Below are 24,759 nucleotides of genomic sequence, written 5' to 3'. Positions count from 1 at the left end.
GGCAGAGCGCGGGCAGCGGGCGCACGAAAGGAAACGATCGAGGACGTGCGCGACCGGATCGCCCGCAGATGCTTCGCTCAGCGAAGCCACAGCGAAGCAAGCTGAATTCTTGTCACCTTTCACAACTCCCGTCAATCCTTCACCAGTTGGCCACAGGTCAAGATCCGGGCATCACCGCGAGCAGATGCCAGCGCAAGCCCTCCAAATCGACGTAAAGGCCGGGGTCCAGAAGTTCGTCGCCGTCCCGGTCGTAGGCCAAATCGGAAAGCAGTTCGGTGAGTTGGCGGGGGCCGCCGCGGAGGTCGCTCCACGGGAGGCGAACCCTGCCCTGGGCGGGCTGCTCGGACAGGTTGACGACGACGAGATGGCGGCTGGAATCGGTCGTCCAGGACCAGGCGATCAGGTTCTCGTGGGACGGGTTGTCGGGCCAGCCGGTGCAGTCGAGCAGCTGCCACTCCCCTCCCTTGCGCATGCCGGAGGCGCCCACCCCAGCGAGCAACTGGTGGTAAAACGCCAGGAGTTCCTTGTCGACGGGCTCTTCCGGCCGACGGGAGAGGAAGACCGGCGGGCGTACCCGGCGGCCCTCGAACTGCCCCTCGTGCCAGAGGGTCGCGCCGGGCAGCGTCGCGATCGTGACCGCCGCGGCCCGTTCCCGCTCCGGGGACAGGGTGGCGGCGGCCCGGGGTTCGTCGTGGTTCTCCAGGAAGCGGACCAGGCCGCGCTGGTAGCCGAGGTCGGCCCGCAGATGGCCGCGCACCGAGGCCGCGCCCTCGTGCAGCAGCCGGTCGTAGAGCCGCTTGTCGTAGCAGTGGTCGAACCCCTGCTGCTGCAGGGCCCATTCGAGGTCCCAGTAGGCCTCGGCCACGAAGAGGAGGTCGGGGTGTCGCTCACGGACCTTCGGGACGACGTACGGCCAGAAGTCCTCGGCCGGTGCCGCGCCCGCGCGCTCGCCCCAGGTCTTCGCGAAGACGTCGGTCATCAGCAGCATGGCCATGTCGCAGCGCACGCCGTCCGCCTGGTCGCCGATCGAGGCCAGGGTGTCGACGGCCGCCGTACGCAACTCCGCGCTGAAGGCGTTGAGTTGGACGACATCGGGCCAGGGCGCGAAGTAGGGGTCGCGGCCCCGGGCGAAGACCTTGCCGCCGGCCTCCAGGAAGGCGGCGGGGTCGCGGGCCAGGTCGTCGGGGGTGCCCTGGACCAGGCAGTCGGGGCGTTCGGTCAGCCAGGGGTGGTCGGGGGCCACGTGGTTGGGCACGTAGTCGAGGATCAACCGGACGCCACGCGCGGCCAGTTGGGCGCGGGCCTCCGCCAGTCCCTCGGGGCCGCCCAGGGACGCGTCGACGACGTAGTTCCGGACGCAGTACGGCGATCCGGCCACGTCCTCCGTGCGGAGGTCGGGCAGTGCCGCCCGGAACGAGTCCTGGAGCGAGGCGTCGCGCAGCGCGATCTCCAGTCCGGCCGGGCTGCGCTCCCACACGCCCATGAGCCAGACGGCGTCGACACCCGGGAGGGCGACCTCGTCCCAGGCGGGCGCGGGCACCCCGCCGAGGGTGACGGGGCGGCCGTAGCGGGTGCTCAACTCCCCCAGCCAGATGAGGGTGTTGATCTCGTAGATCACCGGGTGCTCGGGCCAGGCGGTCATGACAGCGGCTCCTCTCGGTCGCCGGTCGGGCGCAGGCTCTCGCGGCCCCGGGCCGACCACTCGCCGTCGCCCAGGGTGTGGAAGAGGGTGGCTGTGACGGCCGACAGGCCGCTCCAGCCGGTCTGGTGGGAGGCGCCGAGGCCTGCGCCGTTGTCGCCGTGGAAGTACTCGTAGAAGAGGATCAGGTCCTTCCAGTGCGGGTCCTTGGCGAACTTGGCCTGGGCGCCGTGCACCGGGCGGTGTCCGTCCTCGTCGCTGAGGAAGGTGGCGGTGAGCCGGTCGGCGATCTCGCGGGCGACCTCGTAGAGGGTGAGGTGGCGGCCCGAGCCGGTCGGGCATTCCACGGTGAAGTCGCTGCCGTGGAAGGCGTGCAGGTTGAGCAGGGCGCGGATCAGCAGCAGGTTGACCGGGAACCACACGGGGCCGCGCCAGTTGGAGTTGCCGCCGAACATCCCGGAGTCGGACTCGGCCGGCAGATAGCCGACGCCGTAGGTCTCCCCGTGCACGTCGAAGGTGTACGGGTGCTCGGCGTGGTACCGGGAGAGGGAGCGGATGCCGTGCGGGCCGAGGAACTCGTCCTCGTCGAGCATCCGGGACAGGACGCGCCGGAGTCGGTCCTCGCCGAACAGGGCGAAGAGGTAACGGCCGTCGGCGTTCGGGCCCATCGCCTCGTGGGAGGAGATAGTGGCTTCCACGGCTGGGTGGCGCTCGATGAACTCCAGTGCTCCCGCGACCAGTTCGGGGAAGCGCTGGTCCGCCCAGCCGCCGACGAGGCTGGTGGCCGCGAGGGGGATCAGGCCGACGAGCGAGCGGACCTTGAGCCGGGTCGCCGTGCCGTCCGGAAGCCGCAGCACGTCGTAGAAGAAGCCGTCCTCCTCGTCCCAGAGGCTCGCGTTGTCGGCGCCGATGCGGTTCAAGGCGACGGCGATCCACGCGAAGTGCTCGAAGAGGGACTGCGCCTGCTCGACGTAGACGGGGTTGTCGACGGCCAGCTCTATGGCGATCTCAAGGAGGTTCTGGCAGTACAGCGCCATCCACGCGGTGCCGTCCGCCTGGTCGAGATGGCCGCCGGTGGGCAGCGGGGCGCTGCGGTCGAAGACGCCGATGTTGTCGAGGCCGAGAAAGCCGCCCTGGAAGACGTTGTTGCCGTCGGTGTCCTTGCGGTTGAGCCACCAGCTGAAGTTCTTCATCAGCTTCTGGAAGGCGTTCTCCAGGAAGGCACGGTCGCCCTTGCCGGTGCGGTGCTTCTCCAACTCGTAGAGGAACAGGGTGGCCCAGGCGTGCACGGGCGGGTTGACGTCCCCGAAGTTCCATTCGTAGGCCGGGATCTGGCCGTTGGGGTGGAGGTAGAGGCGGCGCAGCAGCAGGTCCAACTGGCCCTTGGCGAAGGTGAGATCGACCATCGACAGGGCGACGGTGTGGAAGGCGAGGTCCCAGGCCGCGAACCACGGATACTCCCAGGTGTCCGGCATCGACATGATCTCGTCGTTGACCATGTGGTACCAGTTGCTGTTCCGTACGCGGGGGTCGGAGGCGAGCGGGTCGACGCCGTGCTCGGTCAGCCAGCGCTCGACGTCGAGGTAGTAGTACTGCTTGCTCCAGAGCATCCCGGCCAACGCCTGCCGGACTAGCCGCCGTTCGTCGGCGCCCGCGTCGGCCGGGGTGCAGGCGTCGTAGAACTCGTCGGCCTCGCCCCGGCGTTGGGTCATGACGGTGTCGAAGTCACCCATCCAGTCGGGAAGTTCGGCGGCGGTGAGGCGCAGGCGGACGGTCGCGCTCTGCCCGGCCGGGATGGTGAGCACATGGTGGACGGCGGCCTTGGTGCCGGTCCGGTCGGGGTTGACGGCTCCGGTCTCGCCCTGGACCACGTAGCGGTCGATGCCGTCCTTGACGTACGGGGAGGCGTTCGAACTGCCGAAGATCTTCTCGTTGTTGGTGTCGTTCTCGGTGAACAGGGTCTGCGCTTCCGCGTCGCAGTACAGCCAGCGCGGGCCCAGGTCCTCGTGGTCGGCGCGGAGTTGGCCGCCGGATTCCTGGTGGATGGACGGGACGGCGGTGCCACCCGCCCAGGACCAGGTGTGCCGGAACCACAGGGTCGGGAGCAGGTGCAACGGGGCTTCGTCGGGGCCGCGGTTGTGGGCGGTGATCTCGATCAGCAGGTCCTCGGGGCCCGCCTTGGCGTACTCGACGAACACGTCGAAGTAGCGGTCCTCGTCGAAGATGCCGGTGTCGAGGAGTTCGTACTCGAAGTCGCCGCGCCCGCGGGCCCGGTTGGTGGCCTTGAGGTCCTCGTAGGGGTACTCGGCCTGCGGGTATTTGTAGAGGTACTTCATGTACGAGTGCGTGGGCGTGCTGTCGAGATAGAAGTAGTACTCCTTGACGTCCTCGCCGTGGTTTCCCTCGGAGTTGGTGAGGCCGAACATCCGCTCCTTGAGGATCGGGTCGCGGCCGTTCCACAGCGCGAGCGCGAAGCACAGCCGCTGCTTGTCGTCGCTGACGCCGGCGATGCCGTCCTCGCCCCAGCGGTAGGCGCGGGAGCGGGCCTGGTCGTGGGTGAAGTAGGACCAGGCGTCGCCGCTGTGGCTGTAGTCCTCCCGTACGGTCCCCCACTGGCGCTCGCTCAGATAGGGGCCCCAACGGCGCCAGGGCACCCCGGAATCGTCGGCCTCGGCCAGCCGTCGCCGTTCTGCGTCCGGTGTGTCAGCGCTCGTCGCCATCGTGTGTCCTCCCCTTGGCCCGACCCATTCCCCCAGACTCGGGTGTCCCGGACCCGACGGCAACACGAACACCCGGGCGGAGCACGTCGGTGTCCGTCAGAAACACCGCAACGGCGAGCAGCAGAGCCGCCGTTGCCGCGACCGGCGCCACCAGAAAGGCTCCGGTGGCGCCGTGACCGTCGGCCAGGTAGCCGGCCAGCGTCTGTCCGGTCGCGGTGCCGAGCGGGCCTCCCGCGCACAGGATCGTCAGGGCTGCGGTCGCGCGGTCGGCGGGCGCGAGGCATTCGGTGAGCGCGTAGAGGCTGATCAGGTAGGGGGCCACGGTCACACCGGCGAGGGCCATCGCGGCGGGAAGGGCGTGCAGTCCGTCCCCGGCGACGAGGGTGAGGGTGCCCAGCAGCAGGGTCGCCGCGAAGGTCACGTACCGGTGGAGCAGCGTGAAGCGGGCGGGGAGCCATGCGCAGGCGGCGCCCGCCAGGGCGCTGCCGATGCCGAAGAGGGCGTAGAGGAGTCCCGCGCTGCCGGGGTGACCGCTGTCGTCCGCGTAAGCGGTGACGCCGGTCTGTGCGGCGCCGAAGACGGTGCCCATCGCGGCCATGGCGAGGAACATGACCGCAAGTGGCAGGCGGGGCAAGGCAGTTCGCGGGTTGCCCGGGGCCTCTTGCGGTGCGACTCCGCCGGGGGCGAGCGACAGGGCGAAGGGCAGGGTGGCCAGGAGGAGAAGCGCGATGGCCGCCACGGTCGGTGCCGTGGGGCCGAGGGAGGTGAGCAGTCCGACGATCGCCGGTCCCGCGACGAAGCTGATCTCGTCGGCGGTCGCCTCGTACGAGAGGGCGGTGGGGACGAGGTCGGGCCGCTCGCGCGCGTGGAGCAGGCGTGACCAGTGGACGCGGACCAGGGAGCCGACCGGTGGCTGGGTGAGTCCGGCCAGGGCAGCCGCGGCGATCATGCCCGGGCGGCCGGTGTGGCTCGCGACGACGAGGCCGGTCAGGGCGCCGGCGTTGGCGAGTGCCGAGACCGCGCCGACGAGACGGTGGCCGTGGCGGTCGGCCAGCGCTCCGGCGACCGGGGCGCCGAGCGCGTTGGCGATGCCCTGGGCAGCCGCGGCGAGACCCGCGAAGGCGTAACTGCCCGAGGCGGCCCGGACGAGGATGAGCGTGGCGAGCGACGAGGTGGCGTAGGGAAGGCGGGCGAGGAGTCCGAGCGGGAAGAATCCCGCGCCGGGAACTCGGAGAAGGGATCGGTACGCCATCGGCGTCTCCCGTGAGCACGTCGGAGGGACGCGCTACCCAGCCACCGACGCGTTGACGATCCCGCTTCTGCCGCGCAGCCTAGCGAGTCGGCACGTGTGCCACCAGAGCGCTCATGCCTGGGCGTTGAACGGTCCGCCGGCGCCGAAGGCCAGCCCGGCGAAGCGTTCGGCGATACGGCGGTGCGTCTCGGCGTCCGGGTGGAGCCGGTCGGGCAGGGGCAGTTCGGCGAAGTCCCGCTCGCCGTAGAGCTCACGGCCGTCGAGGTGGTGCAGATGCGGGTCGTCGGCCGAGCGTCGCGCGACGATGCGGGCGAGTTCGTCACGGATGACGTTGAGGGTCAGCTTCCCGGCAACGCGTTCGGCGGGATCACCCAGCGCGCTGAACTCCAGCCTCCCCTCGCGGAGCCCGTCGAAGTCCAGCAGGCACGGCCCCGGGGTGTCCTCGTGCATCGGGCACAGGAGCGGCGAGACGACCAGCAGCGGAGTGGTCGGATGCCCCTCGCGGACGGTGTCGAGGAATCCGTGCACCGACGGACCGAAGGCACGCAGTCGCATCACGTCGGCGTTGACCAGGTTGATGCCGATCTTGACGCTGAGCAGGTCCGCAGGGGTGTCCCGCAGGGTGCGGGCGGTGAACGGGTCCAGCAGCGCGTTGCCGCCGAGCCCGAGGTTGATCAGCTCCACGCCGCCCAGAGCGGCGGCCAGCGCCGGCCACGTCGTGCTGGGGCTCGCGGCGAACGAGCCGTGGCTGATCGAACTGCCGTGATGCAGCCAGACGTTGCGCCCCCGGTCCGGCACCGGCTCGACGGGGGCGTCGGTGCGCAGAGCGACGAGCCGGGTGATCTCGTTGTACGGCAACCAGATCTCGACGTCCTTCTCCAAGTCGGGCAGGCCGGTGAAGCGGACGGTGCCGACCGGTCCTGGCCGCTCCTCCACCGTTCCCGCGGTCATGTCCACCATCCTGACGTCGCCCCCGCTCACGCTCGCCTGCCGGGCAAGCCGCCCGTCGACGAGCAGGTCGTAGACACCGTCCGGTCCTGGCGGGACGCCCTCGTAGGCCGTCGTGGTGCGCAGGGTGTCCAGCTCGACGGCGGTGGCCCGGGTGCGGAACACCAGCCGTACGCCCGAGGGTTGGGCCTCCACCGTCGCCAACTGCTCGTCGTCGCACTGGGCGCGGGCCCGGGCGGGCAGCCGGTGCGGCAGCAGTCCGCGCGCGGTGCGTTCCAGGTCGAGCGCACCGCGCAGGAGGTCCGGCGTGAAGGGGGTGAGGGTCCATTCCGTTGCCGAGTCCATGGCTCCAGCCTGCCGACGGGACACCCGATCCGCACGTCTCTCGCGCCTTGAGGTACGGATATGGCGTTCTCAAATGACGAGAGGTAGCCTCTCATGCGATCGTCACGTCTCGCCGGGGAGGCCGTCATGGCAGGCACGATGCAGGGCAAGGTCGCGGTGATCAGCGGCGGTTCGACCGGCGTGGGGAGGGCCGTCGGGGCGCTGCTCGCCGAGAACGGAGCGCAGGTGGTGCTGCTCGCCCGGCGTGCCGACCGGCTGGAGACGGCCGCGCGGGAGATGGCGGGATCGGTGCTCACGATCCCGACCGACGTCAGCAGCGGCGACAGTGTCCGCGCGGCCTTCGCTCAGGTCGAGGAGCGGTTCGGGCGGGTGGACATCCTGGTGAACAGTGCCGGGGTCGCCCGCATCCGCGCCATCGAGGAGACCGCCGACGAGGACATCCACGCCTGCGTCGGCACCAACCTGCTGGGCCCGATCCACACGATTCGCTCGGCGGTACCGCTGCTGCGGGCGGCCGGCGGCGGTGACATTCTCAACATCTCCTCCGAGATCACCCTCGACCACATGCCGCTGATGGCGATGTACGCGGCGAGCAAGCACGGGCTGAACGGCTTCACCGCCGCGATGCACAAGGAGTTGCGCGGCGACGGCATCCGGGTCGTCCTGGTGATCCTGGGCTCCATCTCGGACAGCGCCTTCATCGAGAACTTCCCCGGCGAGGACCGGCAGCGCGCCGCGCCGGTGTGGGAGGCGGACGGTTATCTGACCAGGGTGGGCGCCATGAAGCCGCTCCCCTCGGCCACCGTCGCCCGCGTGATGGTCCAGTTGCTCGGCACGCCGCCCGAGGTCGTGCAGGACGTGGTGCACATCCGCCCGGCCGGCTGAGGATCCCGGCCCACGTCGTGCGGCACGCTCGGACACCCCATAAGTCGGCCTTATGGGGTCATAGATCGGACCCGCGTACTGGGTTAGGCATGCCTTAGTTTAGGCTTCCCGTCGAGTCGCTTGTCATCGCTCGAAGGGAACCTGATCATGCCGCGCCCCCTGCGGGTAGCCATCGTCGGAGCCGGCCCCGCCGGGATCTACGCCGCCGACGCCCTGCTCAAGTCCGAGGTGGCCGCCGAACCCGGCGTGTCCATCGACCTCTTCGAGCGGATGCCCGCGCCCTTCGGCCTGATCCGGTACGGCGTCGCCCCCGACCACCCGCGCATCAAGGGCATCATCACCGCCCTGCACCAGGTCCTGGACAAGCCGCAGATCCGTCTCTTCGGCAACGTCGACTACCCGACCGACATCAGCCTCGACGACCTGCGCTCCTTCTACGACGCGGTGGTCTTCTCCACCGGCGCCACGGCGGACCGCGAGATGTCCATACCCGGCATCGAGCTCGACGGCTCCTACGGCGCCGCCGACTTCGTCTCCTGGTACGACGGCCACCCGGACGTCCCGCGCACCTGGCCGCTGGAGGCCGAGAAGGTCGCCGTCCTCGGTGTCGGCAACGTGGCCCTCGACGTGGCCCGCGTTCTCGCCAAGACCGGCGACGAGCTGCTGCCGACCGAGATCCCGGCCAACGTCCACGAGGGCCTCAAGGCCAACAAGGCCCTCGAAGTCCACGTCTTCGGCCGCCGCGGCCCGGCGCAGGCGAAGTTCTCCCCGATGGAGCTGCGCGAGCTGGACCACTCCCCCAACATCGAGGTCATCGTCGACCCCGAGGACATCGACTACGACGAGGGCTCGATCACCACCCGTCGTAGCAACAAGCAGGCCGACATGGTCGCCAAGACGCTGGAGAACTGGGCGATCCGCGATGTCGGCGACCGCCCGCACAAGCTCTTCCTGCACTTCTTCGAGTCCCCCTCCGAGATCCTCGGCGAGGACGGCAAGGTCGTCGGCCTGCGCACCGAGCGCACCGCCCTCGACGGCACCGGCAACGTCAAGGGCACCGGCGAGTTCAAGGACTGGGACGTCACCGCGGTCTACCGCGCGGTCGGCTACCTCTCCGACAAGCTCCCCAAGCTCCCCTGGGACATCGACTCGGGCACCGTCCCGGACGAGGGCGGCCGGGTCGTCCAGGAGACCGGCGAGCACCTCCGGTCGACGTATGTGACGGGCTGGATCCGGCGCGGCCCGGTCGGTCTGATCGGCCACACCAAGGGCGATGCCAACGAGACGGTCGCGAACCTGCTCGACGACCACGCCAACGGCCGTCTGCACACACCTGTTTCACCCGACCCGGAGGCCGTGGAGTCCTTCCTCGCCGAGCGGAACGTCCGCTTCACCACCTGGGACGGCTGGTACAAGCTGGACGCCGCCGAGAAGGCGCTGGGCGAGCCGCAGGGCCGTGAGCGCGTGAAGATCGTCGAGCGCGAGGACATGCTCCGGGCGAGCGGCGCGTAAGCCCAACTCCCATACAGATGAAGCCGAAGGGCCCGGCGGGCGTACCGCCGGGCCCTTCGCACATCAGCGCACGGCCCTCCCGTACCGGGCGAACACGGTGTGCCCCGGCTTCTCCATCTCCAGGCACTCCAGGTGCGCGGGCGGACCGTCCGCGGCGAAGAGCCGCTCGCCGGTGCCGAGGACCGTGGGGAAGGTGATGAGCCGGTACTCGTCGACCAGATCCTCCGCCATCAGCGTATGGACGACGCTCAGGCTGCCCATGACGATCACCTCCCGCTCCTCGCGCTTCACGGCGTCGGCGAGATCGCCGTCGAGGACGGTCGAGTTCGCCCACGTCGACACATCGGTCAGGGTGCGGGAGGCGACCAGTTTCGACGCGGCGTTCATGCGGGCGGAGAACGGGTCGTCACGGCCCGGCCACAGCCGGGCGAACGCCTCCCACGTGCCACGGCCGAGCAGCAGTACCCCGTCGCCCAGGGTGTCGGCCAGCCGGAACCTGTCGCCCTCGATCTCCTCGCGGCCGTAGCGGAAGAGCCAGCCGCCGTACGGGGTGCCGTCGGACCCGTCGGGGTCGGAGACGACCCCGTCCAGGGTGGTGAACTGAATGACGGTGACGCTCATGATCCATTGTCCTTTCGGTCGATGCTCACCGGTACGTACCGGCGGCAGCGGCCGAACTCATCGCGGCGGGAGCGGTCGATCCGGAGAAATCCGCCGCGGCAGGTCGAAGGACGTCAGGACCTGCGGTTCGGTGAACACGACGTTGCGGGTGACACGACCGGAGACGACCGTGAACACCTGGACGCTGTGCAGCCACCGGCCTCCGTCGGGGTCGCTCGCGTACGCGGCGAGCGCGGGCTGCGAGTTGGCCGCGATCGGCGTCAACGCCCAGTCCGTACCCCTGAGTTCGAAGACCCTGCGCATGAACGCGCCGTAGTGCTCGGTGCCCCGGAACCAGAGTGGGACCGGCGGCATCTCCAGGACGACCGCGTCGGCCAGGAGCCGTACGAGGGCGGGGACGTCGGCCGCCTCGAAGGCTCGCAGGTAGCGGTCGATCACCTCGCGCGCCTCCCGGTCGTCGGGTTCGGCGACCGTGTGGCCGTCGCCGATGTCCGTGAGGGCGGCGCGGGCCCGCTGAAGGGTGCTGTTGACGGCCGGGACGGTGGTGTCGAGCTGGTCGGCGACCTCGGCGGCGCTGAACTGGAGCACCTCGCGGAGCACGAGCACGGCCCGCTGCCGTGCCGGGAGCCGTTGCAGGGCCACGACCAGGGCGAGCCGCATGTCGGTCCGCGCCTCCATGTCGTAGCGCGCGTCCGGGAAGGGCTGGAGCCAGGGGATGTCGGTGGCCGGGGTGAGCGGGGTCCCGGGGTCCTCACCCGGCGCGCCGAGGCCGGACGGGAGGGGGCGGCGGGCTCGTCCTTCAAGGGCGGTGAGGCAGACGTTGGTGGCGATGCGGTACAGCCAGGTGCGGACCGACGCACGGCTCGGGTCGTAGCGGTCGCGGGCCTTCCACGCGCGCAGCATCGTCTCCTGCACCAGGTCCTCGGCCTCGTGGAACGAGCCCAGCATGCGGTAGCAGTACGCCACCAACTCGCCCCGGTACGGCTCGAAGTCCACCCGCCCATCATGACGTACAGGGTTGTTAACGTCCTCCGGTGTTCTCCCTCCTCGAACCCCCGTTCTTCTCCCGTCTGCGCGACGCGCGCCGGATACTCGTCGCCGGGGCCGGCGGCGGCTTCGACGTCTACGCGGGCCTGCCCCTCGCCCTCGCGCTGCGCTCGGCCGGCAAGGAGGTGCACCTCGCCAACCTGTCCTTCGCCGATCTCTACGGCCTCGACCAGGACGTTTGGGTCGACCCGGACGTCGCGGCGGTACGCCCCGACACGGAGGCCCGGGGGGACTATTTCCCGGAGCGTTCCCTCGCCCGGTGGCTGCAACTGCACGACATGCCGTCCACGGTGTACGCATTCCCGCGGACCGGCGTGCAGCCGCTGCGGGCGGCGTACCGCGCGCTGATCGACCACCTGGGCGGTGTCGACGCCGTCGTGCTGGTGGACGGCGGGACCGACATCCTGATGCGCGGCGACGAACACGGGCTCGGCACACCGGAGGAGGACATGGTCAGTCTCGCCGCGGTCGACGGACTCGACGACGTGCCGGTCCGTCTGGTCGCGTGCCTGGGCTTCGGCATCGACGCGTATCACGGGGTCAACCACGCGCTGGTGCTGGAGAATCTGGCCGCCCTGGAGCGCGAGGGTGCCTACCTCGGCGCGTTCTCCCTCCCGCGCGAGAGCCGCGAGGGGCAGCTGTACCTCGACGCCGTGGCCCACGCCCAGGAGTGCACGCCGGACCACCCGAGCATCGTCAACGGTTCCGTCGCCGCCGCCGTACGCGGGGATTTCGGCGACGTCCGCTTCACCGAACGCACGCGTGGCAGCGAGCTGTTCATCAATCCGCTGATGTCGCTGTACTTCTGTGTGGACGCTCCGGGGCTGGCGCGCCGCAACCTCTACCTCGACCGGCTGGCGCCAACCGCGTTGATCCGGCAGGTCAGTTCCCGCATCGAGGAGTTCCGCGACGAACTGCCCAGGCAACGGCCACCGCGCGCCTATCCCCACTGACCGCCCGTCCCGGCGCGCTCAAGTCGTCGGTGTCAGCGCCTGTTCGGCCCAGATGGTCTTCCCGGTCGCGGTGTGCCGGGTGCCCCAGTCGGCGGTGAGCTGGGCGACAAGGAGCAGGCCCCGGCCGCCCTCGTCGTAGATCCGTGCCCGGCGCAGATGGGGCGAGGTGGAGTTGCCGTCGGAGACCTCGCAGATGAGCGTACGGTCGTGGATCAGGCGGAGTTGGATCGGCTCGGCGCCGTAGCGGATCGCGTTGGTGACGAGTTCGCTGACGACCAGTTCGGTGACGAAGGCCTCCTCCGTCAGCCCCCAGGCGTCGAGTTGGGCGGTGGCGAGCCGTCGGGCCTCGGAGACGCCCTCGAAGTCGGCGGCCAGGTCCCAGACTTGGACGTGGTCGGCGTCGAGGGCCTTCGTGCGCGCGAGCACCAGGGCCACGTCGTCGCCCGGGTGCTTCGGCAGCAGCGTGGAGAGCACCTGGTCGCAGCGGTCCTCCAGGGTGGACCGCGATCCGGCCAGGGCTTGGCGCAGCCGGGAGATGCCGAGGTCCGGGTCCCGGTCGACGGCCTCCACCAGCCCGTCCGTGTAGAGGGCGACGAGGGTGCCTTCCGGCAGTTCGAGTTCGGTGGTCTCGAAGGGCAGACTGCCCACGCCCAGTACCGGGCCGACGCCGATGTCGACCACCGTCGTGGTGCCGTCCGGCAGGACGAGGACGGGCGGTGGATGCCCGGCGCTTGCGGCGCTCAGCATCCGCGACACCGGGTCGTAGACGGCGTACAGACAGGTCGCCCCGGTGCCGCCGACGCCGGCGCGCCCGCCGCTCTCGTCGTCGCCGCCGAGCCGCAGGACCAGGTCGTCGAGGTGGGCCAGGAGCTCGTCGGGCGGAAGGTCGACGTCGGCGAGCGTCTGGACCGCGGTGCGCAGCCGCCCCATGGTCGCGGAGGCCTGGATGCCGTGGCCGACCACGTCGCCGACGACCAGGCCCACCCTCGCGCCGGAGAGCGGGATGATGTCGAACCAGTCCCCGCCGACACCGGCCCGCGAGTCGGTGGGCAGATAGCGGCAGGCGACGTCGACCGCCGACTGCGGGGACGTGCCTCGCGGCAGCAGGCTCTCCTGGAGGGTGAGCGCGGTGGAGCGCTCCCGGGTGTAGCGGCGGGCGTTGTCGACGCAGAGGGCGGCCCGGCCGGCGATCTCCCGCGCAAGGGCGAAGTCGTCCTGGGTGAAGGCGTCGGGCCGGGTGCGCAGCAGAACGGCGACGCCCAGCGTGGTGCCGCGCGCGATCAGCGGCACCGCCAGCAGTGAGGTGACGACGAATCCCCGCATCTTCGCGGCCCGCGCCGGGACGCCCGCGATCCACCGGTCGAAGTCCGGGTCGCCGCTCCCGCTGAGCACCGGACGGCCGGTGTGCAGGGCGCGGGCGGGCGGCGAGTACGGCGGGTAGGCGTCGCTGGCGCCCAGGCCGATCACGGCCTCGGGCGTTCCCTCCTCGGTGGACAGATGCGCGGCCCGGCGCAGCACGACGTCCGCGTCCGGGCCGCCGTCCTCGGGCTCCTCGCCGTGCATCACCGCCTCCAGCAGGTCCACGCTCGCGAAGTCGGCGAACCGCGGGACGACCAGGTCGGCGAGTTCCCGTGCGGTGCGGTCGAGGTCGAGGGTCGTACCGACGGAGACGGCGGCCTCGTCGAGCACCGCGAGCCGTTGCCGCGCCCAGTGCTGCTCGCTGCTGTCGAATCCGGCCATGCCTACGGCGCAGACCTCGCCCCGGTCGTCCCGGACCGGCCACAGCTCCAGGTTCCAGGCGTGCTCGCGGATTCCGGAGGGAGCGCGGGTGTAGCTCTCGTAGTGCGCGGGTTTGCCGGTGGCCGCCACGTCGCGCAGTGCCTGGAGGGTGCCCAGCTGGTCGACGTCCGCCGGCAGGCCGTACGGGAAGGCGTGGCCGCGCAGGGCCTCCTCGCCGAGCCCCATGACCTCGCAGGCCACGGCGTTGAGCCGCAGATAGCGCTGCGCCGCGTCGAACACCGACATCGAGAACGACGCCTGCAGGAACGCGCGCTCGATCAGCGCGCGCTCGTCGTCGTCCCCGCGGGCGGGATCCATGGGTTCAGTGTGCTCCCGCACCCGGACGCCAACAACCGGGCGCCGGGCCGGGGCGAACGGGGCCGACGGGATCGAACGAATACTTGGGGTCCGTGAATGCTGTGAAGTGCCCCACGACGGGTAGTTCTTAACTCAGCGCCTCTTCCGCGTGAACACCTCCACCCAAAGGAACTGTGGTCTTGGCTCTCGCGTACCCTGACGCCCCGTCAGCCCGTCGACCAGGGCGTACCTGGACTATTCGCATCACAGGTCACCGCGACCGTACCGCCTCGGTCAGCTGCTCCTCCGGGTGCGGCATGCCCGTCCGGTCGCGTGACATCCCGGCCCTGCGCCGCTTCGCCGAGGCCCATGCGGCGGCCCACGTCAGAGCGGCGACCGTACGCCCCGACGCGGCCTGCGGCTGCCGTCGGCAGCGGTGTGCGGCGCACGAGGGGACCCGGGTCGACTGCTCGGGCTCGGTGCTGCTCGTACTGCGGCACGATCCGGCGGTCGGCCAGGTGTGGACCCTGGCCGAGGTCTGCGCGGCCTGTGCCGCGCTGATGACACACACCCGTGTCGTGGGCAAGCCGGTGCCGCGCACCCGGCCGCCGCGCCAGGAGGCGGTCGTACCCCTGGAAGCACCGTCCCCGGCGAGCGCGCGTTCGGTACCGGCCGGATTCAGCGCGCCACCGGCCGAAGCGGGTGTGCCGTCCCGGCCGGACCGCCGGCGGCGGTGACGTGTGCGGTGCGGGACACACGGAAGGGACCCACCCCGAGCGGATGGTGGGCGGGTCCCGTCCGCGCCACCATTCTGGGGACCGGGCCATGTCAAAGGCACGCGTGAAACCCCGCCGCCCGGAGTGGACCGATCACACCCCGCGCGTATGCTCACGCGGGATCGCAGGAATTCCGGGCATACGAGACTCTCCGACCCCCGCTTGACCCACCAAGATCTCCAACGCCCATACTGGTGGGTCAGCCCCGCCCCCGCCCGCAGATTGGCCCATGTCGAACTCCTCCACAGCTCCGCCCACGATCCCCCACACGGTGTGGCTGGCTCGTGGCCGTCACGTCGGGTCCCAGGACACGGCGGATGTCGTACGGCGACAGCTGCAGCGACTCAAGGACCGCGAGGTCATCGACGACCACATGGAACCGGACGAGGACCAGGGCCATGATCCCGGGGAGCTGGTCTTCGAGGCCCGTTGGCGGGTCGAGGGGACCGTGACCGTGCGGGCGCGGCTGACATTTCCGGCGCTTCCGGCGCCGGGCTCGCCCGCCGCCGCCCCCGCCTCGGCCGACGAGCGGGAATGGATCCTGGTCGCGGAGGCCGAGCGGGTCTGGGATCCCCGGTGGCCCTCCCCCGCGACCGTGTTCTGGCCCGAGGACGCGGACACCGGCTGGGACCACGCGCCGGTCCCGGGGCTGCGCTTCGGGGAGGTCAATCCGCTGCCGTCCGACGAGAAGGACCTGCGGCGGCTGTTCCGGAGTTGCGCGCAGGACGGCTGGAGCGTGCACGTCGTCGTGCACGAGGCGATGACCCCGGACGCGCACGGCCGGCTCCCCCTGGCCCCGCTGCTGCCGGCGAGTCTGCGGCACTGCGTGGTGGAGCACCGGGCCACACCCGACCAACTACGCTCCGTCAACTGGGCGTTGCTGCGCGAGTTCGACTTCCAGGTGCCGCGCGGCGGTGCCGTGGTGCTGCCCACCAACCCGGCCGCGCCCGGCTACGACGTTCGTGACTTCTCCGTGCGCAGCGTCTTCCTCGACGGCTCCGAGCCCACCGAACTCGTGGACGTGCTCTGCCGCTACGCCGCCTCCGCGCGCCCCCTGCCCGAGGGCGGCGCGGAAGCCGTCACCGCCCTGCGCGAGCGGTGGAGCCTGATGACGCCGGAGGAGGAACTCGCCCGGGAGCGCAGGCTCGTGGCCATGTACGCCGAGGCGCTCGAAGCGATGACCAAGTCCCGCGACCTGTACCGGGAGTCCGCCGACCGCGCCAACGAGGCACTGGCCGCGCTGCGCGAGTCCTCCGGCACTGTCGTACCCGGCGAGCCGCCCCCGTCGGCGGGGTCCCCGTTCCAGCGGACCTTCGGCCGCTTGCGGGACGCGACGAAGGCACTGCGCCCCGCAACACCGCCGGCCGACGGGAACCGGGTACCGCCGCCGACCGGCGGAGACCGTGTCGATCCGTCGCGGGACGGCCACCGGTCGGCCGAGGAGCGGTAGGGGGCGGCGTCCGGCTTCCGGGACCCTCGGTCACGCGAGCGGCGAACGCGGTGAGGTGGCGGTGGTGAAAATGGACCACCAGTGGTGATCGCCGCCCACGCGCCCAGCCGTCCCGCGGCCTAGCTTGGCGGTATGCCGATGCAACCCTGGTTCCGCGATGCCAAGTTGGGCATCTTCGTCCACTACGGGATCTACGCCGTCGACGGTGTGCCGGAGTCCTGGTCGTTCTACACGGGCCAGGTTCCGCACGACCAATACATGCGCCAGCTGGAGGGGTTCACCGCCGCGCGCTACGAACCACGGGACTGGGCAAGGCTGTTCGCGCGCGCCGGTGCCCGGTACGCGGTGCTGACCGCCCGGCACCACGACGGTGTGGCCCTGTGGGACTCGGCCCACGGCGACCTGGACGTGGTCCGCCGCACCCCGGCCGGCCGCGATCTGATCGGGCCCTATGCCGACGCGCTGCGCGAGGAGGGCCTCAAGGTCGGGCTCTACTACTCCCACTCCGACTGGAACCACCCCGACTACGCCAGCACGGTGCACCCGCAACCGCCGGACGAGGAGCTACGCGCCAACCCGTACGCCTCCGCCCGGCCCGGCGAGGAGGATCCGGCCGCCTGGGCGCGCTACCTCGCCTACCGCGACGGCCAGGTCGGCGAGTTGGTGGCCCGCTTCCGGCCCGACCTGCTGTGGTTCGACGGCGAGTGGGAGCGTGCCGAAGAGCAGTGGGGCATGGGGGAGTTGGCGAGACTGATCCTCGCCGGGAACCCCGACACCGTCCTCAACGCCCGCATGCTGAGCCACGGCGACTACGCGACGCCCGAGCAGGGTGTGCCGCTGCAAGCCCCGGACGGGCCTTGGGAGTTGTGTCTGACGGTCAACGACTCGTGGGGGTTTCAGCACCAGGACGAGCATCACAAGTCGGTGCGGCAGCTGGTGCGTTACTTCACGGAGACCATCGGCATGGGCGGCAATCTGCTGCTCGACGTGGGCCCGAAGGAGGACGGGACGATCCCGCCCGCGCAGGCGGAGCGGCTGGAGGGGCTCGGCGCCTGGATCACCCGGCACTCCGAGGCGGTGTACGGCACGGTGGCCGGTCTGCCCGCCGGGCACCACTACGGGCCGAGCACCCTGTCCGCCGACCGCCGCACGCTGTACCTGGTGTGCTTCGACCCGCCGCGCGAGTCGGTGTCGGTGCGCGGCCTGCGTACGCCCGTGAAGCGGGTCACGGTGCTCGGTACCGGCGCCGGTCTCGGCCACGACGTGATCGGCGGGCTCGGCGAGGTCCCGGGCGTGACGTGGATCGACGCCCCGCGAGCGGCCGATGTGGACGAGCGGGCGACGGTCCTGGCGGTGGAGCTGGACGGGGAGTTGGACCTGTACCGGGGTACGGGCCGGAACTGACCCGCAGGGCATGGGCCGGCCGGCTTCACCCGGTGCCGGCGCGAACTGCCCTGGGCGAGGCGCCCAGTTCGCGTCGGCACGCCTTGTTGAAGGCCTGCAGATCACCGATGCCGACGGCCGCCGCGATGGCCGGGACGGACAGCGTGGACTCCCGCAGCAGGTGCCGTGCGTGTTCCAGGCGGCGATGCCGGACGTAGGCGACGACCGTGGTGCCGAGTTCGGCGCGGAACAGCCGGATGAGGTGGTTGTGCGAGACCCCGGCCGCGCGCGCCACCTCGGGCACCGTCAGCGGTGCGGCCAGTCGAGATTCAATGTGCGCGACGGCGAGGGCCAGCGCGGGGTGGGGTCCGGCTGCGTCACCGTCGGCCGGGGTCGCCAGGTCGGCCACACGCCACAGCACGGTCCACAACTCGGCAGCCGCACGGGCGGAGTTGCGGGGCGCCGCCGCGACGGCCCGCAGCATCAGGTCGGTGAGCACGGGCGTCTGCGTACCGGCGTCCTGCATCACAGGGACGGTCAACTGCTCACCGGTGGAGGTGAGTTCCAGGTGGGCGAAGAGGTGCTCGGAGCGGCCCCGGTAGTGGAAGCGCACCAGCGCGCCCGGTGGCACCAGGCTCACATGACCGGGCCTGATCTCGTGCGGCACCCCGTCCACGGTCAACTCCGCCTCGTACCGGTAGAGATGGAGCTGCCAGAGGTCGGGCAGCCGGAACACGTCACGCGGGCTCACCGTGCCGTGCACACCGACGCCGAGGCTCGCGACGCGCGGTGGGGCGTCGAGGCCGATCCGCACGTGGGTTCCCGTTCCCGTCCCGCTGGTCGCGCTCACGGTGAAAACGTACCAGTGCCGGACAAGGCGTAAGCGGCTGTCAAGACCGTTCCGGGCGTTCGGGTGTGATGTTCCCCTCGTCGGCAATACCGGGGCCCGAACCGGGCATCCGGATAGGGCACATGCCGTGCGGCCGGACCGGAAAAGGGGAGCCCGTGGATTCGACCACAACCGTGATCGTCATCGCCGTGGTGCTCGCGGTGGTGCTGCTCGTCGTGGCCGTCGGAGTGCTCGTGCGGCTCGTCCGCATGCGGCGCGGACTGCGGCGCGCAGGGCTTCCGACCGGCCCCAAATGGGTTTTCTGGGGTGCCGTCCTCTACTTCGTGCTGCCGACCGACCTGATGCCCGATCCCGTGTACCTGGACGACATCGCCGTCCTTCTCCTCGCCCTGCGCTCGATGCGCAAGTCCCTCGGCGAGCAGGAGGAGGGCCGGCCGGGCGACCTCGGCTGAACCCGGCGAGCGCCCCGCCTTCCTTCCTTTGACTACGCAGAGTAAGGAAACCATTCACTCGTTCGATTCGTATAAGTCTCTGGAAGCAGACGGAAGTCAGCGGGCCAAGCGACCTCGCGGGGTGGCCACCGCTTGCACGAGGCAGTACCGACGAGGGAGAGACGATGCAACCGTTCGCGCTCAACTACGCTCGCCCGGCAGCACAGTTGGAGCTCACCACTCCGTACAGCTACGACTCCGGACTGCAGTTGAACGTGCTCGCCGACGGACGGGTCGCCGCCCATGATCTCGCTCTGCTGAGAGAACTGGGGACCACGACGTCCACCGCGGGATCGAAGACTCACTTCGACGACTGAACGCGGAACGACGAAAATGACCGTGTTGGTCCTTACCTGCGAAGAGGACGTCACCGCGGACCTGGTGATGGTGCACCTGCACGCGGCCGGCGTCCCCGTGGTCCGGATCGATCCCGCCGACCTCACCGGCGGGGTCGCGCTCTCCGGGGAGTACGTCCACGGAGCCTTCCGCGGCCATCTCGCGGCCGGCGGGCGGCTGGTGAGCGTGAGCGGGCTCCGTTCCATCTGGGTGCGCAGACCCGGCACCCCGGCGACCCGCGCACCCCAGCCCTCCGCGTGGCTCACCGAGGAGGCCTCACAAGCGCTCTACGGCATGCTGCGCGGCTCCGGCGCCCGCTGGATGAACCACCCCGACGCGGCCCGCCGCGCCCGGCACAAGCCCTGGCAGCTGCGGCTGGCCCAGCGCAGCGGACTGCCGGTGCCCGCCACCCTCATCACCACGTTCCCGCAGGCCGCCCGCGAGTTCTCGCGGCGCTTCCCGGACCTGGTGGTCAAGCCGGTGTCCGGCGCCCACCCGCAGGATCCGCCCCGGGCGGTGCCGACCAGCCGGGTCGCGCCGGACACCGATTTCGCCGCCGTGGCCTTCGGCCCCACACTGCTGCAGCGGCGGGTCGCCAAGCGCGCCGACATCCGGCTCACCGTGGTGGGCGACCGGATGCTGGCCGCCCGCACGGCGACCGCCCCGGACGCGGACCCCGGCGAGGTCGACGTCCGCTTCGCCGCCCCCGCGCAGCCCTGGCAGCCCGCCGAGGTGCCGCCGCGCATCGCCGAGGCCGTCCGCACGTATCTGCGCGAGGCCGAACTGGCCTACGGCGCCTTCGACTTCGCCGAGGACGGGGACGGGACCTGGTGGTTCCTCGAGTGCAACCAGTCGGGTCAGTTCGGCTTCGTCGAGGCGGACACCGGCCAGCCGATCGCCCGCACCATCGCGGAGTGGCTGGCCCTGCCCGCCGACCCGGAGCGGGAGGGCCTGGTCAACGGGTCGGACAGCACGGTCGCTTGAGGTAGCGGAAACGGTTCGCCGCAGTCACAGTTCGCAGCCGTCCTGCCAGTTGCACGCGCCACAGATGACCAGGCGCAGCGCCCGGTCGTATTGATGGTCGACCGTGACGTACGGGCGCAGCCGTTCGCTGCTCCCGCCGCACCGCGGGCAGCTCGCGAACAGTCCCAGAGGACCGAAGTCGCTGATCGCCACGGTCTGTTCGGTGGGGGTGCCCCGAACCGGGCGCGCCGGCACGAGGGCCGGGAAGCCGAGGCGCACGATCATCGCCGCCGCCTCGTCCGACACCCGGCCCCAGCCCTGAGCGAGCCGCACGTGGCGCAGCCCGGCCAGGGCGGGCGGCAGCGGTGTGTCGTCGAGCCGGACGGGCACGTGCACGCCGAGCAGCGCGGGTTCCATCGCCGTTCGGTCCCACGCCGCCGACCACAGCAGGACGACGACGGTCTCCGGGTCGGGGGCACCGTCCGCGGCTGCCGGCCACACGGCGGGCACGACGTCGGCCCCGGCGCGTCCCAGCGCGTCCGCGAGCGCGAACGCCGCCCGCTCGTCCTGCCGTTGATAAGTGAGTCGCGTGTGCACGCACTCATGGTGCGGCATGCCGGAGGCGTCCGGCACGCCTGTGGTGTTACGACCCGTATGTCCCCAGGAGGGCGCACACGGCGTCCTCCTCGACCGCGCGCACTTTGCGCAGCAGAGCGGCGTTCCCCGTCTCGTTCACCTGAGTTGTCAATGAGAAAGTGAGCGCGCGCCGGCCGTCCGGGGTGGCCGCAATCAACTGTGTGTAACCAAGGGTGTTGCCGGTATGTCCCAGAACGACCCCGCAGCGGGTGTCGTAGCGGAAGAGGGCCAGTCCCGCGCTGTTGCGGCCCGGTCCTGCCGGTTCGGAGGCGCCGGGGACCCAGTGCCGCTGTTCCCGCAGCGCCGCCCGCGAGGTGAGGGCTCCGGCGGCGTAGCCGCCGATGAACGTGGCCAGGTCGCGGGGCGAGGAGGTGATGCCGCCGGACGCCCACACCCCAGACATGCCGATGGCCTCGCTGACGTCCTCGGGGCCCGACGGTCCGCCGACCGCGTAGCCGTGCATGTACGGCTCCGGCATCCGGTACCCCTGCGGCAGGCTCGTGTCACGCAGGCCCAGCGGCCGGTACACGTCGTGGCGCAGCAGGTCCTCGTAGCGCGCGCCGGTCGCGGCCTCCGCCATCAGCGCCACGGCGATGTTGTCGGAGTTGGAGTACTGGTACCGCGAGCCCGGCGTGAACCGCAGCGGCTCTCCCGCCACGAAGTCGAGCAGGCGCCGCGAGTCGAAGTGGCGGTGCGGATCGGCCGCGATGAGGCTCCGGAACCGTGGGCTCTGGCTGAAGTCCGGGAGCCCGCTGGTGTGCTGAAGAAGCTGACGCAGGGTCACCGAGCGCCAACGCTTGGGTAGTTGGGGCAGCCTCCGGCCGATCGTGTCGTCGAGGGCGAGCCGGTGCTGCCGTACGAGACTCAGGGCCACCGCCCCACTGAACGCCTTGCTGGTGCTCGCGGTCCGGGTGTGGTCGCGCGGTTCGAGCGGGCGGCCGGTGGTGACGTCGGCGGTGCCCGCCCTCAGGACGCGCTGCCGGTCGCCGTCGCGCAGCACGACGATCACGCCGGGCGGGCCGTCGGGAGCCGCGACCAGTTCGTCGAGGCCGCGTTGCAGGGAGTGGTCGTCGGCCGCGGCGGGCGACGCGGGCACGAGGGCGCCGACGCAGCCGGCGACCAAGAGGGAGACGAGACGGAGCGGGAGGGGCATCGGGTGTCCTGTGGGCAGTGGGGGCAGGGCACGATCAGAATCCGGGGGCTCGTCGGCGCCCGCACGGGTACGTGCTCCATACGGCCCCGTCCGGTCCCCCCTCCTCACGGTGTTGCCGGGTGGGCCGGGCTGTGCCGTAATCGGATGACCCGCGGTTCGGATCCTGGCGGTGCCGTGCCCCGTCGGAAGGAGCGGCTGGGATGGACGCTTACGGTGCCGGGGACGGCGTCACGGCCGCCTCGGGAGGGCTGCTCGACCTGTTGCAGGTCGCGGCGGTGGTCCTGGACGCCGGCGGGTACATCGCGCTGTGGAGCCCGGAGGCGGAGCAGTTGCTCGGCTACTCCCCCGAGGAGGCGCTGACGCAGCGCGCCGACCGGCTGCTGGTGTCGCCCGACGACCGGGTCCGGGCGCGTGAGCTGTTCGCCCAGGTGGGCTCGGGTGCCCGGTGGGCCGGGGTGTTCCCCCTGCTGCACCGGGACGGCACGGAGCGGCCCGTGGAGTTCCGCACGATGCGGCTGCGCGACAGCCACGGCCAGGCGCATCTGCTGGGTCTTGCGGCGGACGCCACGACGGTACGGGGCGTGGAACGGGACCTGGCGCTGTCCCACAGCCTGGTGCGGCAGACACCGGTGGGCATCGCCGTGTTCGATCCCGATCTGCGGTGGGTCACGGTGAATCCGGCCCTGGAGCGCATCAACGGTGTACCGGAGGCGGAGGTCGTCGGACGCCGGGTCGGCGAGGTGCTGCCGGGTCTGGACGTGGCGGCCATCGAGTCACGGATGCGGCATGTGTTGATTACCGGCAAGCCTCTCCTCGACCAGCAGACCGTGGGCCGTACGCCGGCCGATGCCGTGGAGCGCGCGTACTCGGAGTCGTACCACCGCATCGAGGACGCGCAGGGCCGGGTGCTCGGTCTTGCGATGGCCGTCCTGGACGTCACCGAGCGGGAGCAGGCGGCGGCCGAAGTGGCGCAGGCGCGCCAGCACCTGTCCGTGGTGGCGGAGGCCGGGGTGCGGATCGGGACGACGCTGGACCTCCAGCAGACCGCGCGGGAGCTGGCCGACGTGGCGGTGCCGCTTGTGGCCGACCTGGCGGCGGTCGACGTACTGGAGTCGGTCGTGGCGCACGGCGGGATCACCCCGGTGGCCGGGGACGCGCAGGTCGAGTTCCGGGCGCTGGCCGTCGCCGCCGGATACCTCACCGACGCGATCCACGCGGCGGACCCGGTGGGCGAACTGGCCACCTACGGCCCGCACCGCATCATCACCCAGTGCGTCCGCGAGGCCGGGCCGATCCTGGTGGAGCGGGTGGACCGGCCGATGATGCGGCGCATCGCCAGGGACGGACGCGCCGCCCAGACCCTCCGCGCGGCGGGCGTCCACTCCTACCTGGCCGTCCCGCTCATCGCCCGCGGCGAGGTGCTCGGCACACTGAGCCTCTACCGCACCGTCAACGAGCGCCCCTTCGACGAACAGGACCGCGTCCTCGCCTCGGAACTCGCCGCGCGCGCCGCGATCTGCATCGACAACGCCCGTCTCTACGGCCGTGAGCGCACCACCGCGCTGACCCTGCAGCGCAGTCTGCTGCCGCCGGCCCCGGCCCGGCAGGAGGGGCTCGACATCGCCGCCCGCTATCTGCCGGCGCTGAGCGAGGTCGGGGGCGACTGGTACGACGTGCTGCCGCTGGGGCCCGGCCGGACCGGGCTCGTCGTGGGCGATGTGATGGGCAAGGGTGTCCAAGCCGCCGCCATCATGGGGCAGTTGAGCACCGCGACCCGCGCGCTGGCCCGACTCGACCTGCCGCCCGCCGAGTTGTTGCACCACCTCGACGACCTCACCGGCTCCCTCGACACGATCGCGACCTGCGCGTACGGCGTGGTCGACCTCGGCCGGGGCACCTGCGCCCTGTCCAGCGCCGGGCATCTGCCACCCGTGCTGATCCGCCCCGACGGATCCGCGGAACTCCTCGACATCCCTGGCGGAGTCCCGCTCGGTGTCGGCGGGGTGGACTTCGGGACAGCCGAAGTCGAGTTCGGCACGGGCGCGTTGCTCGCCCTGTACTCCGACGGGCTGGTGGAGATCCGGGGTGAGTCGATCGACGTGGGGCTGCACACGCTGACGCGGTTGTTGCAGAGTTCCCGCCGACCGCTGGAGCAGACGAGCGACATGCTCCTCAACGCGCTGCGCCCGGAGCCCGACGACGATGTCGCGCTCCTCCTGGTCCGCGCCACGGGCTGAGCGGTCAGGCGCCGGTCGTCGAGCCGGGACGGATGATCATGAGGACGGTGACGGTGGCCCACAGCAGGTTGAAGATGCCGGTGAACATGGCGAGTCGAACGGTCCCGGAGCGCTCCACGGGCCGCCGCGCGTCCAGTTCCTCCAGGAGTTCGTCCTGACGCGGCAGGACGAAGGCGATGAGGATGCTGGCCGCCACCGCGGTGAGGGTGATGGAGGCGATGAGCCAGCCGCTGCCCAGGACGCCCATCGCGGAGGCGGTGGCGAAGCCGAAGAGGGGCACGGCGAGGCCGACCGCGCCGTAGAGACGGCAGATGCGGTGCAGCAGCCGTACGGTCGTCACCCCCGCGTCGGGACCGTCCGTACCGGTGAGAGCGCGGCGGGCCGCCGGTGGGAACATGCTGGCGGCGACGGTCACGGGGCCGACCGCGACGATGGCGGCCAGCACGTGCAGTGCGAGAAGGATCTTGGTCACCGGCCCAGGCTAGG

General features: G+C 71.3%; 21 protein-coding genes. 10 read left to right on the top strand and 11 right to left on the bottom strand.

Annotated features, from left to right (window positions below):
• Window positions 1-157: 157 nt before the first annotated feature.
• The 4 genes from OC490_RS41375 to OC490_RS41360 form a co-directional block, all read right to left on the bottom strand.
• Complete coding sequence (locus OC490_RS41375; protein ID WP_262063206.1) at window positions 158-1,642, bottom strand: alpha-amylase family glycosyl hydrolase; 1,485 nt, start codon at window positions 1,640-1,642, stop codon at window positions 158-160.
• A complete protein-coding gene (locus OC490_RS41370) occupies window positions 1,639-4,359 on the bottom strand; it encodes an MGH1-like glycoside hydrolase domain-containing protein (RefSeq protein ID WP_262063205.1) in 2,721 nt (906 codons plus the stop codon). Before OC490_RS41370 ends, OC490_RS41375 begins: the two co-directional genes overlap by 4 nt.
• Entirely contained in the window at window positions 4,343-5,611 is a 1,269-nt protein-coding gene (locus OC490_RS41365; protein ID WP_262063204.1) for an MFS transporter, read from the bottom strand. The genes OC490_RS41370 and OC490_RS41365 overlap by 17 nt, the downstream gene beginning before the upstream one ends.
• Before the next feature lie 111 nt (window positions 5,612-5,722).
• Complete coding sequence (locus tag OC490_RS41360; protein ID WP_262063203.1) at window positions 5,723-6,904, bottom strand: GDSL-type esterase/lipase family protein; 1,182 nt, start codon at window positions 6,902-6,904, stop codon at window positions 5,723-5,725.
• A 126-nt stretch (window positions 6,905-7,030) separates the two neighbouring features.
• Between OC490_RS41360 and OC490_RS41355 the strand changes: the two genes are divergently transcribed.
• Together OC490_RS41355 and OC490_RS41350 are read left to right on the top strand one after the other, a co-directional pair.
• Window positions 7,031-7,789 (top strand): SDR family oxidoreductase, encoded by a 759-nt coding sequence (locus OC490_RS41355; protein WP_262063202.1) that lies wholly within the window; start codon window positions 7,031-7,033, stop codon window positions 7,787-7,789.
• A gap of 147 nt (window positions 7,790-7,936) precedes the next feature.
• Window positions 7,937-9,301 (top strand): FAD-dependent oxidoreductase, encoded by a 1,365-nt coding sequence (locus tag OC490_RS41350; protein ID WP_262063201.1) that lies wholly within the window; start codon window positions 7,937-7,939, stop codon window positions 9,299-9,301.
• A gap of 63 nt (window positions 9,302-9,364) precedes the next feature.
• Here OC490_RS41350 and OC490_RS41345 read toward each other — a convergent pair whose 3' ends face one another.
• Together OC490_RS41345 and OC490_RS41340 are read right to left on the bottom strand one after the other, a co-directional pair.
• Complete coding sequence (locus OC490_RS41345; protein WP_262063200.1) at window positions 9,365-9,922, bottom strand: dihydrofolate reductase family protein; 558 nt, start codon at window positions 9,920-9,922, stop codon at window positions 9,365-9,367.
• 57 nt (window positions 9,923-9,979) lie between these two features.
• Window positions 9,980-10,918 carry a sigma-70 family RNA polymerase sigma factor gene (locus OC490_RS41340; protein ID WP_262063199.1) on the bottom strand — a complete coding sequence of 313 codons (939 nt, stop codon included), beginning with the start codon at window positions 10,916-10,918 and terminating at the stop codon, window positions 9,980-9,982.
• 38 nt (window positions 10,919-10,956) lie between these two features.
• Here OC490_RS41340 and OC490_RS41335 point away from each other — a divergent pair, with 38 nt between their 5' ends.
• Window positions 10,957-11,922, top strand: coding sequence for a DUF1152 domain-containing protein (locus OC490_RS41335; protein WP_262063198.1), 966 nt, complete (start codon window positions 10,957-10,959; stop codon window positions 11,920-11,922).
• Between the two features lie 18 nt (window positions 11,923-11,940).
• On the opposite strand, the gene OC490_RS41330 is transcribed toward OC490_RS41335, so the two are convergent.
• Complete coding sequence (locus OC490_RS41330) at window positions 11,941-14,019, bottom strand: SpoIIE family protein phosphatase (protein ID WP_262063197.1); 2,079 nt, start codon at window positions 14,017-14,019, stop codon at window positions 11,941-11,943.
• A gap of 296 nt (window positions 14,020-14,315) precedes the next feature.
• On the opposite strand from OC490_RS41330, the gene OC490_RS41325 reads away from it, so the two are divergent.
• The 3 genes from OC490_RS41325 (at window position 14,316) to OC490_RS41315 (ending at window position 17,628) form a co-directional block, all read left to right on the top strand.
• A complete protein-coding gene (locus OC490_RS41325) occupies window positions 14,316-14,735 on the top strand; it encodes a hypothetical protein (protein WP_262063196.1) in 420 nt (139 codons plus the stop codon).
• A gap of 268 nt (window positions 14,736-15,003) precedes the next feature.
• The gene (locus tag OC490_RS41320; RefSeq protein ID WP_262063195.1) at window positions 15,004-16,224 is read left to right on the top strand and encodes a hypothetical protein; all 1,221 of its coding nucleotides are present in this window, start codon (window positions 15,004-15,006) and stop codon (window positions 16,222-16,224) included.
• Between the two features lie 132 nt (window positions 16,225-16,356).
• The gene (locus OC490_RS41315; RefSeq protein WP_262063194.1) at window positions 16,357-17,628 is read left to right on the top strand and encodes an alpha-L-fucosidase; all 1,272 of its coding nucleotides are present in this window, start codon (window positions 16,357-16,359) and stop codon (window positions 17,626-17,628) included.
• Between the two features lie 25 nt (window positions 17,629-17,653).
• Here the strand turns inward: OC490_RS41315 and OC490_RS41310 are convergent, their stop codons facing one another.
• The gene (locus OC490_RS41310; protein ID WP_262063193.1) at window positions 17,654-18,457 is read right to left on the bottom strand and encodes a helix-turn-helix transcriptional regulator; all 804 of its coding nucleotides are present in this window, start codon (window positions 18,455-18,457) and stop codon (window positions 17,654-17,656) included.
• 155 nt (window positions 18,458-18,612) lie between these two features.
• Here OC490_RS41310 and OC490_RS41305 point away from each other — a divergent pair, with 155 nt between their 5' ends.
• The 3 genes from OC490_RS41305 to tgmB all read left to right on the top strand — a co-directional run bounded on the left by OC490_RS41305 (window position 18,613) and on the right by tgmB (window position 20,268).
• Window positions 18,613-18,909, top strand: coding sequence for a YkvA family protein (locus tag OC490_RS41305; protein WP_262063192.1), 297 nt, complete (start codon window positions 18,613-18,615; stop codon window positions 18,907-18,909).
• Window positions 18,910-19,073: 164 nt separating this feature from the next.
• Window positions 19,074-19,265, top strand: a complete 192-nt coding sequence (tgmA, locus tag OC490_RS41300) for a putative ATP-grasp-modified RiPP (RefSeq protein WP_019070092.1) — start codon at window positions 19,074-19,076, stop codon at window positions 19,263-19,265.
• A 16-nt stretch (window positions 19,266-19,281) separates the two neighbouring features.
• On the top strand, window positions 19,282-20,268 hold the full coding sequence (gene tgmB / locus OC490_RS41295; RefSeq protein ID WP_262063191.1) for an ATP-grasp ribosomal peptide maturase: 987 nt from the start codon (window positions 19,282-19,284) through the stop codon (window positions 20,266-20,268).
• Window positions 20,269-20,292: 24 nt separating this feature from the next.
• Here the strand turns inward: tgmB and OC490_RS41290 are convergent, their stop codons facing one another.
• Together OC490_RS41290 and OC490_RS41285 are read right to left on the bottom strand one after the other, a co-directional pair.
• Entirely contained in the window at window positions 20,293-20,844 is a 552-nt protein-coding gene (locus OC490_RS41290; RefSeq protein ID WP_262063190.1) for a toll/interleukin-1 receptor domain-containing protein, read from the bottom strand.
• A gap of 46 nt (window positions 20,845-20,890) precedes the next feature.
• Window positions 20,891-22,036 (bottom strand): serine hydrolase domain-containing protein, encoded by a 1,146-nt coding sequence (locus OC490_RS41285; RefSeq protein WP_262063189.1) that lies wholly within the window; start codon window positions 22,034-22,036, stop codon window positions 20,891-20,893.
• 200 nt (window positions 22,037-22,236) lie between these two features.
• Here OC490_RS41285 and OC490_RS41280 point away from each other — a divergent pair, with 200 nt between their 5' ends.
• Window positions 22,237-24,273: a SpoIIE family protein phosphatase gene (locus OC490_RS41280; protein WP_262063188.1), complete on the top strand. Its 2,037-nt coding sequence runs from the start codon at window positions 22,237-22,239 to the stop codon at window positions 24,271-24,273.
• Between the two features lie 4 nt (window positions 24,274-24,277).
• Here the strand turns inward: OC490_RS41280 and OC490_RS41275 are convergent, their stop codons facing one another.
• Window positions 24,278-24,745, bottom strand: coding sequence for a hypothetical protein (locus OC490_RS41275; RefSeq protein ID WP_262063187.1), 468 nt, complete (start codon window positions 24,743-24,745; stop codon window positions 24,278-24,280).
• Window positions 24,746-24,759 lie beyond the last annotated feature (14 nt).

The sequence above is a fragment of the Streptomyces sp. STR69 genome, assembly GCF_024519455.1.
GTDB lineage: Bacteria > Actinomycetota > Actinomycetes > Streptomycetales > Streptomycetaceae > Streptomyces.
The sequence above is the reverse complement of the archived record's forward strand: the minus strand, read 5'-3'. Positions and strand labels throughout refer to the sequence as shown.

Coding starts and splice junctions, on each gene's coding strand:
- OC490_RS41375 (WP_262063206.1), bottom strand. CDS start 1,642: ATGACCGCCTGGCCCGAGCACCCGGTGATCTACGAGATCAACACCCTC.
- OC490_RS41365 (WP_262063204.1), bottom strand. CDS start 5,611: ATGGCGTACCGATCCCTTCTCCGAGTTCCCGGCGCGGGATTCTTCCCG.
- tgmA (WP_019070092.1), top strand. CDS start 19,074: ATGCAACCGTTCGCGCTCAACTACGCTCGCCCGGCAGCACAGTTGGAG.
- OC490_RS41370 (WP_262063205.1), bottom strand. CDS start 4,359: ATGGCGACGAGCGCTGACACACCGGACGCAGAACGGCGACGGCTGGCC.
- OC490_RS41325 (WP_262063196.1), top strand. CDS start 14,316: ATGCCCGTCCGGTCGCGTGACATCCCGGCCCTGCGCCGCTTCGCCGAG.
- OC490_RS41350 (WP_262063201.1), top strand. CDS start 7,937: ATGCCGCGCCCCCTGCGGGTAGCCATCGTCGGAGCCGGCCCCGCCGGG.
- OC490_RS41330 (WP_262063197.1), bottom strand. CDS start 14,019: ATGGATCCCGCCCGCGGGGACGACGACGAGCGCGCGCTGATCGAGCGC.
- OC490_RS41285 (WP_262063189.1), bottom strand. CDS start 22,036: ATGCCCCTCCCGCTCCGTCTCGTCTCCCTCTTGGTCGCCGGCTGCGTC.
- OC490_RS41280 (WP_262063188.1), top strand. CDS start 22,237: ATGGACGCTTACGGTGCCGGGGACGGCGTCACGGCCGCCTCGGGAGGG.
- OC490_RS41320 (WP_262063195.1), top strand. CDS start 15,004: ATGTCGAACTCCTCCACAGCTCCGCCCACGATCCCCCACACGGTGTGG.
- OC490_RS41355 (WP_262063202.1), top strand. CDS start 7,031: ATGGCAGGCACGATGCAGGGCAAGGTCGCGGTGATCAGCGGCGGTTCG.
- tgmB (WP_262063191.1), top strand. CDS start 19,282: ATGACCGTGTTGGTCCTTACCTGCGAAGAGGACGTCACCGCGGACCTG.
- OC490_RS41360 (WP_262063203.1), bottom strand. CDS start 6,904: ATGGACTCGGCAACGGAATGGACCCTCACCCCCTTCACGCCGGACCTC.
- OC490_RS41315 (WP_262063194.1), top strand. CDS start 16,357: ATGCCGATGCAACCCTGGTTCCGCGATGCCAAGTTGGGCATCTTCGTC.
- OC490_RS41345 (WP_262063200.1), bottom strand. CDS start 9,922: ATGAGCGTCACCGTCATTCAGTTCACCACCCTGGACGGGGTCGTCTCC.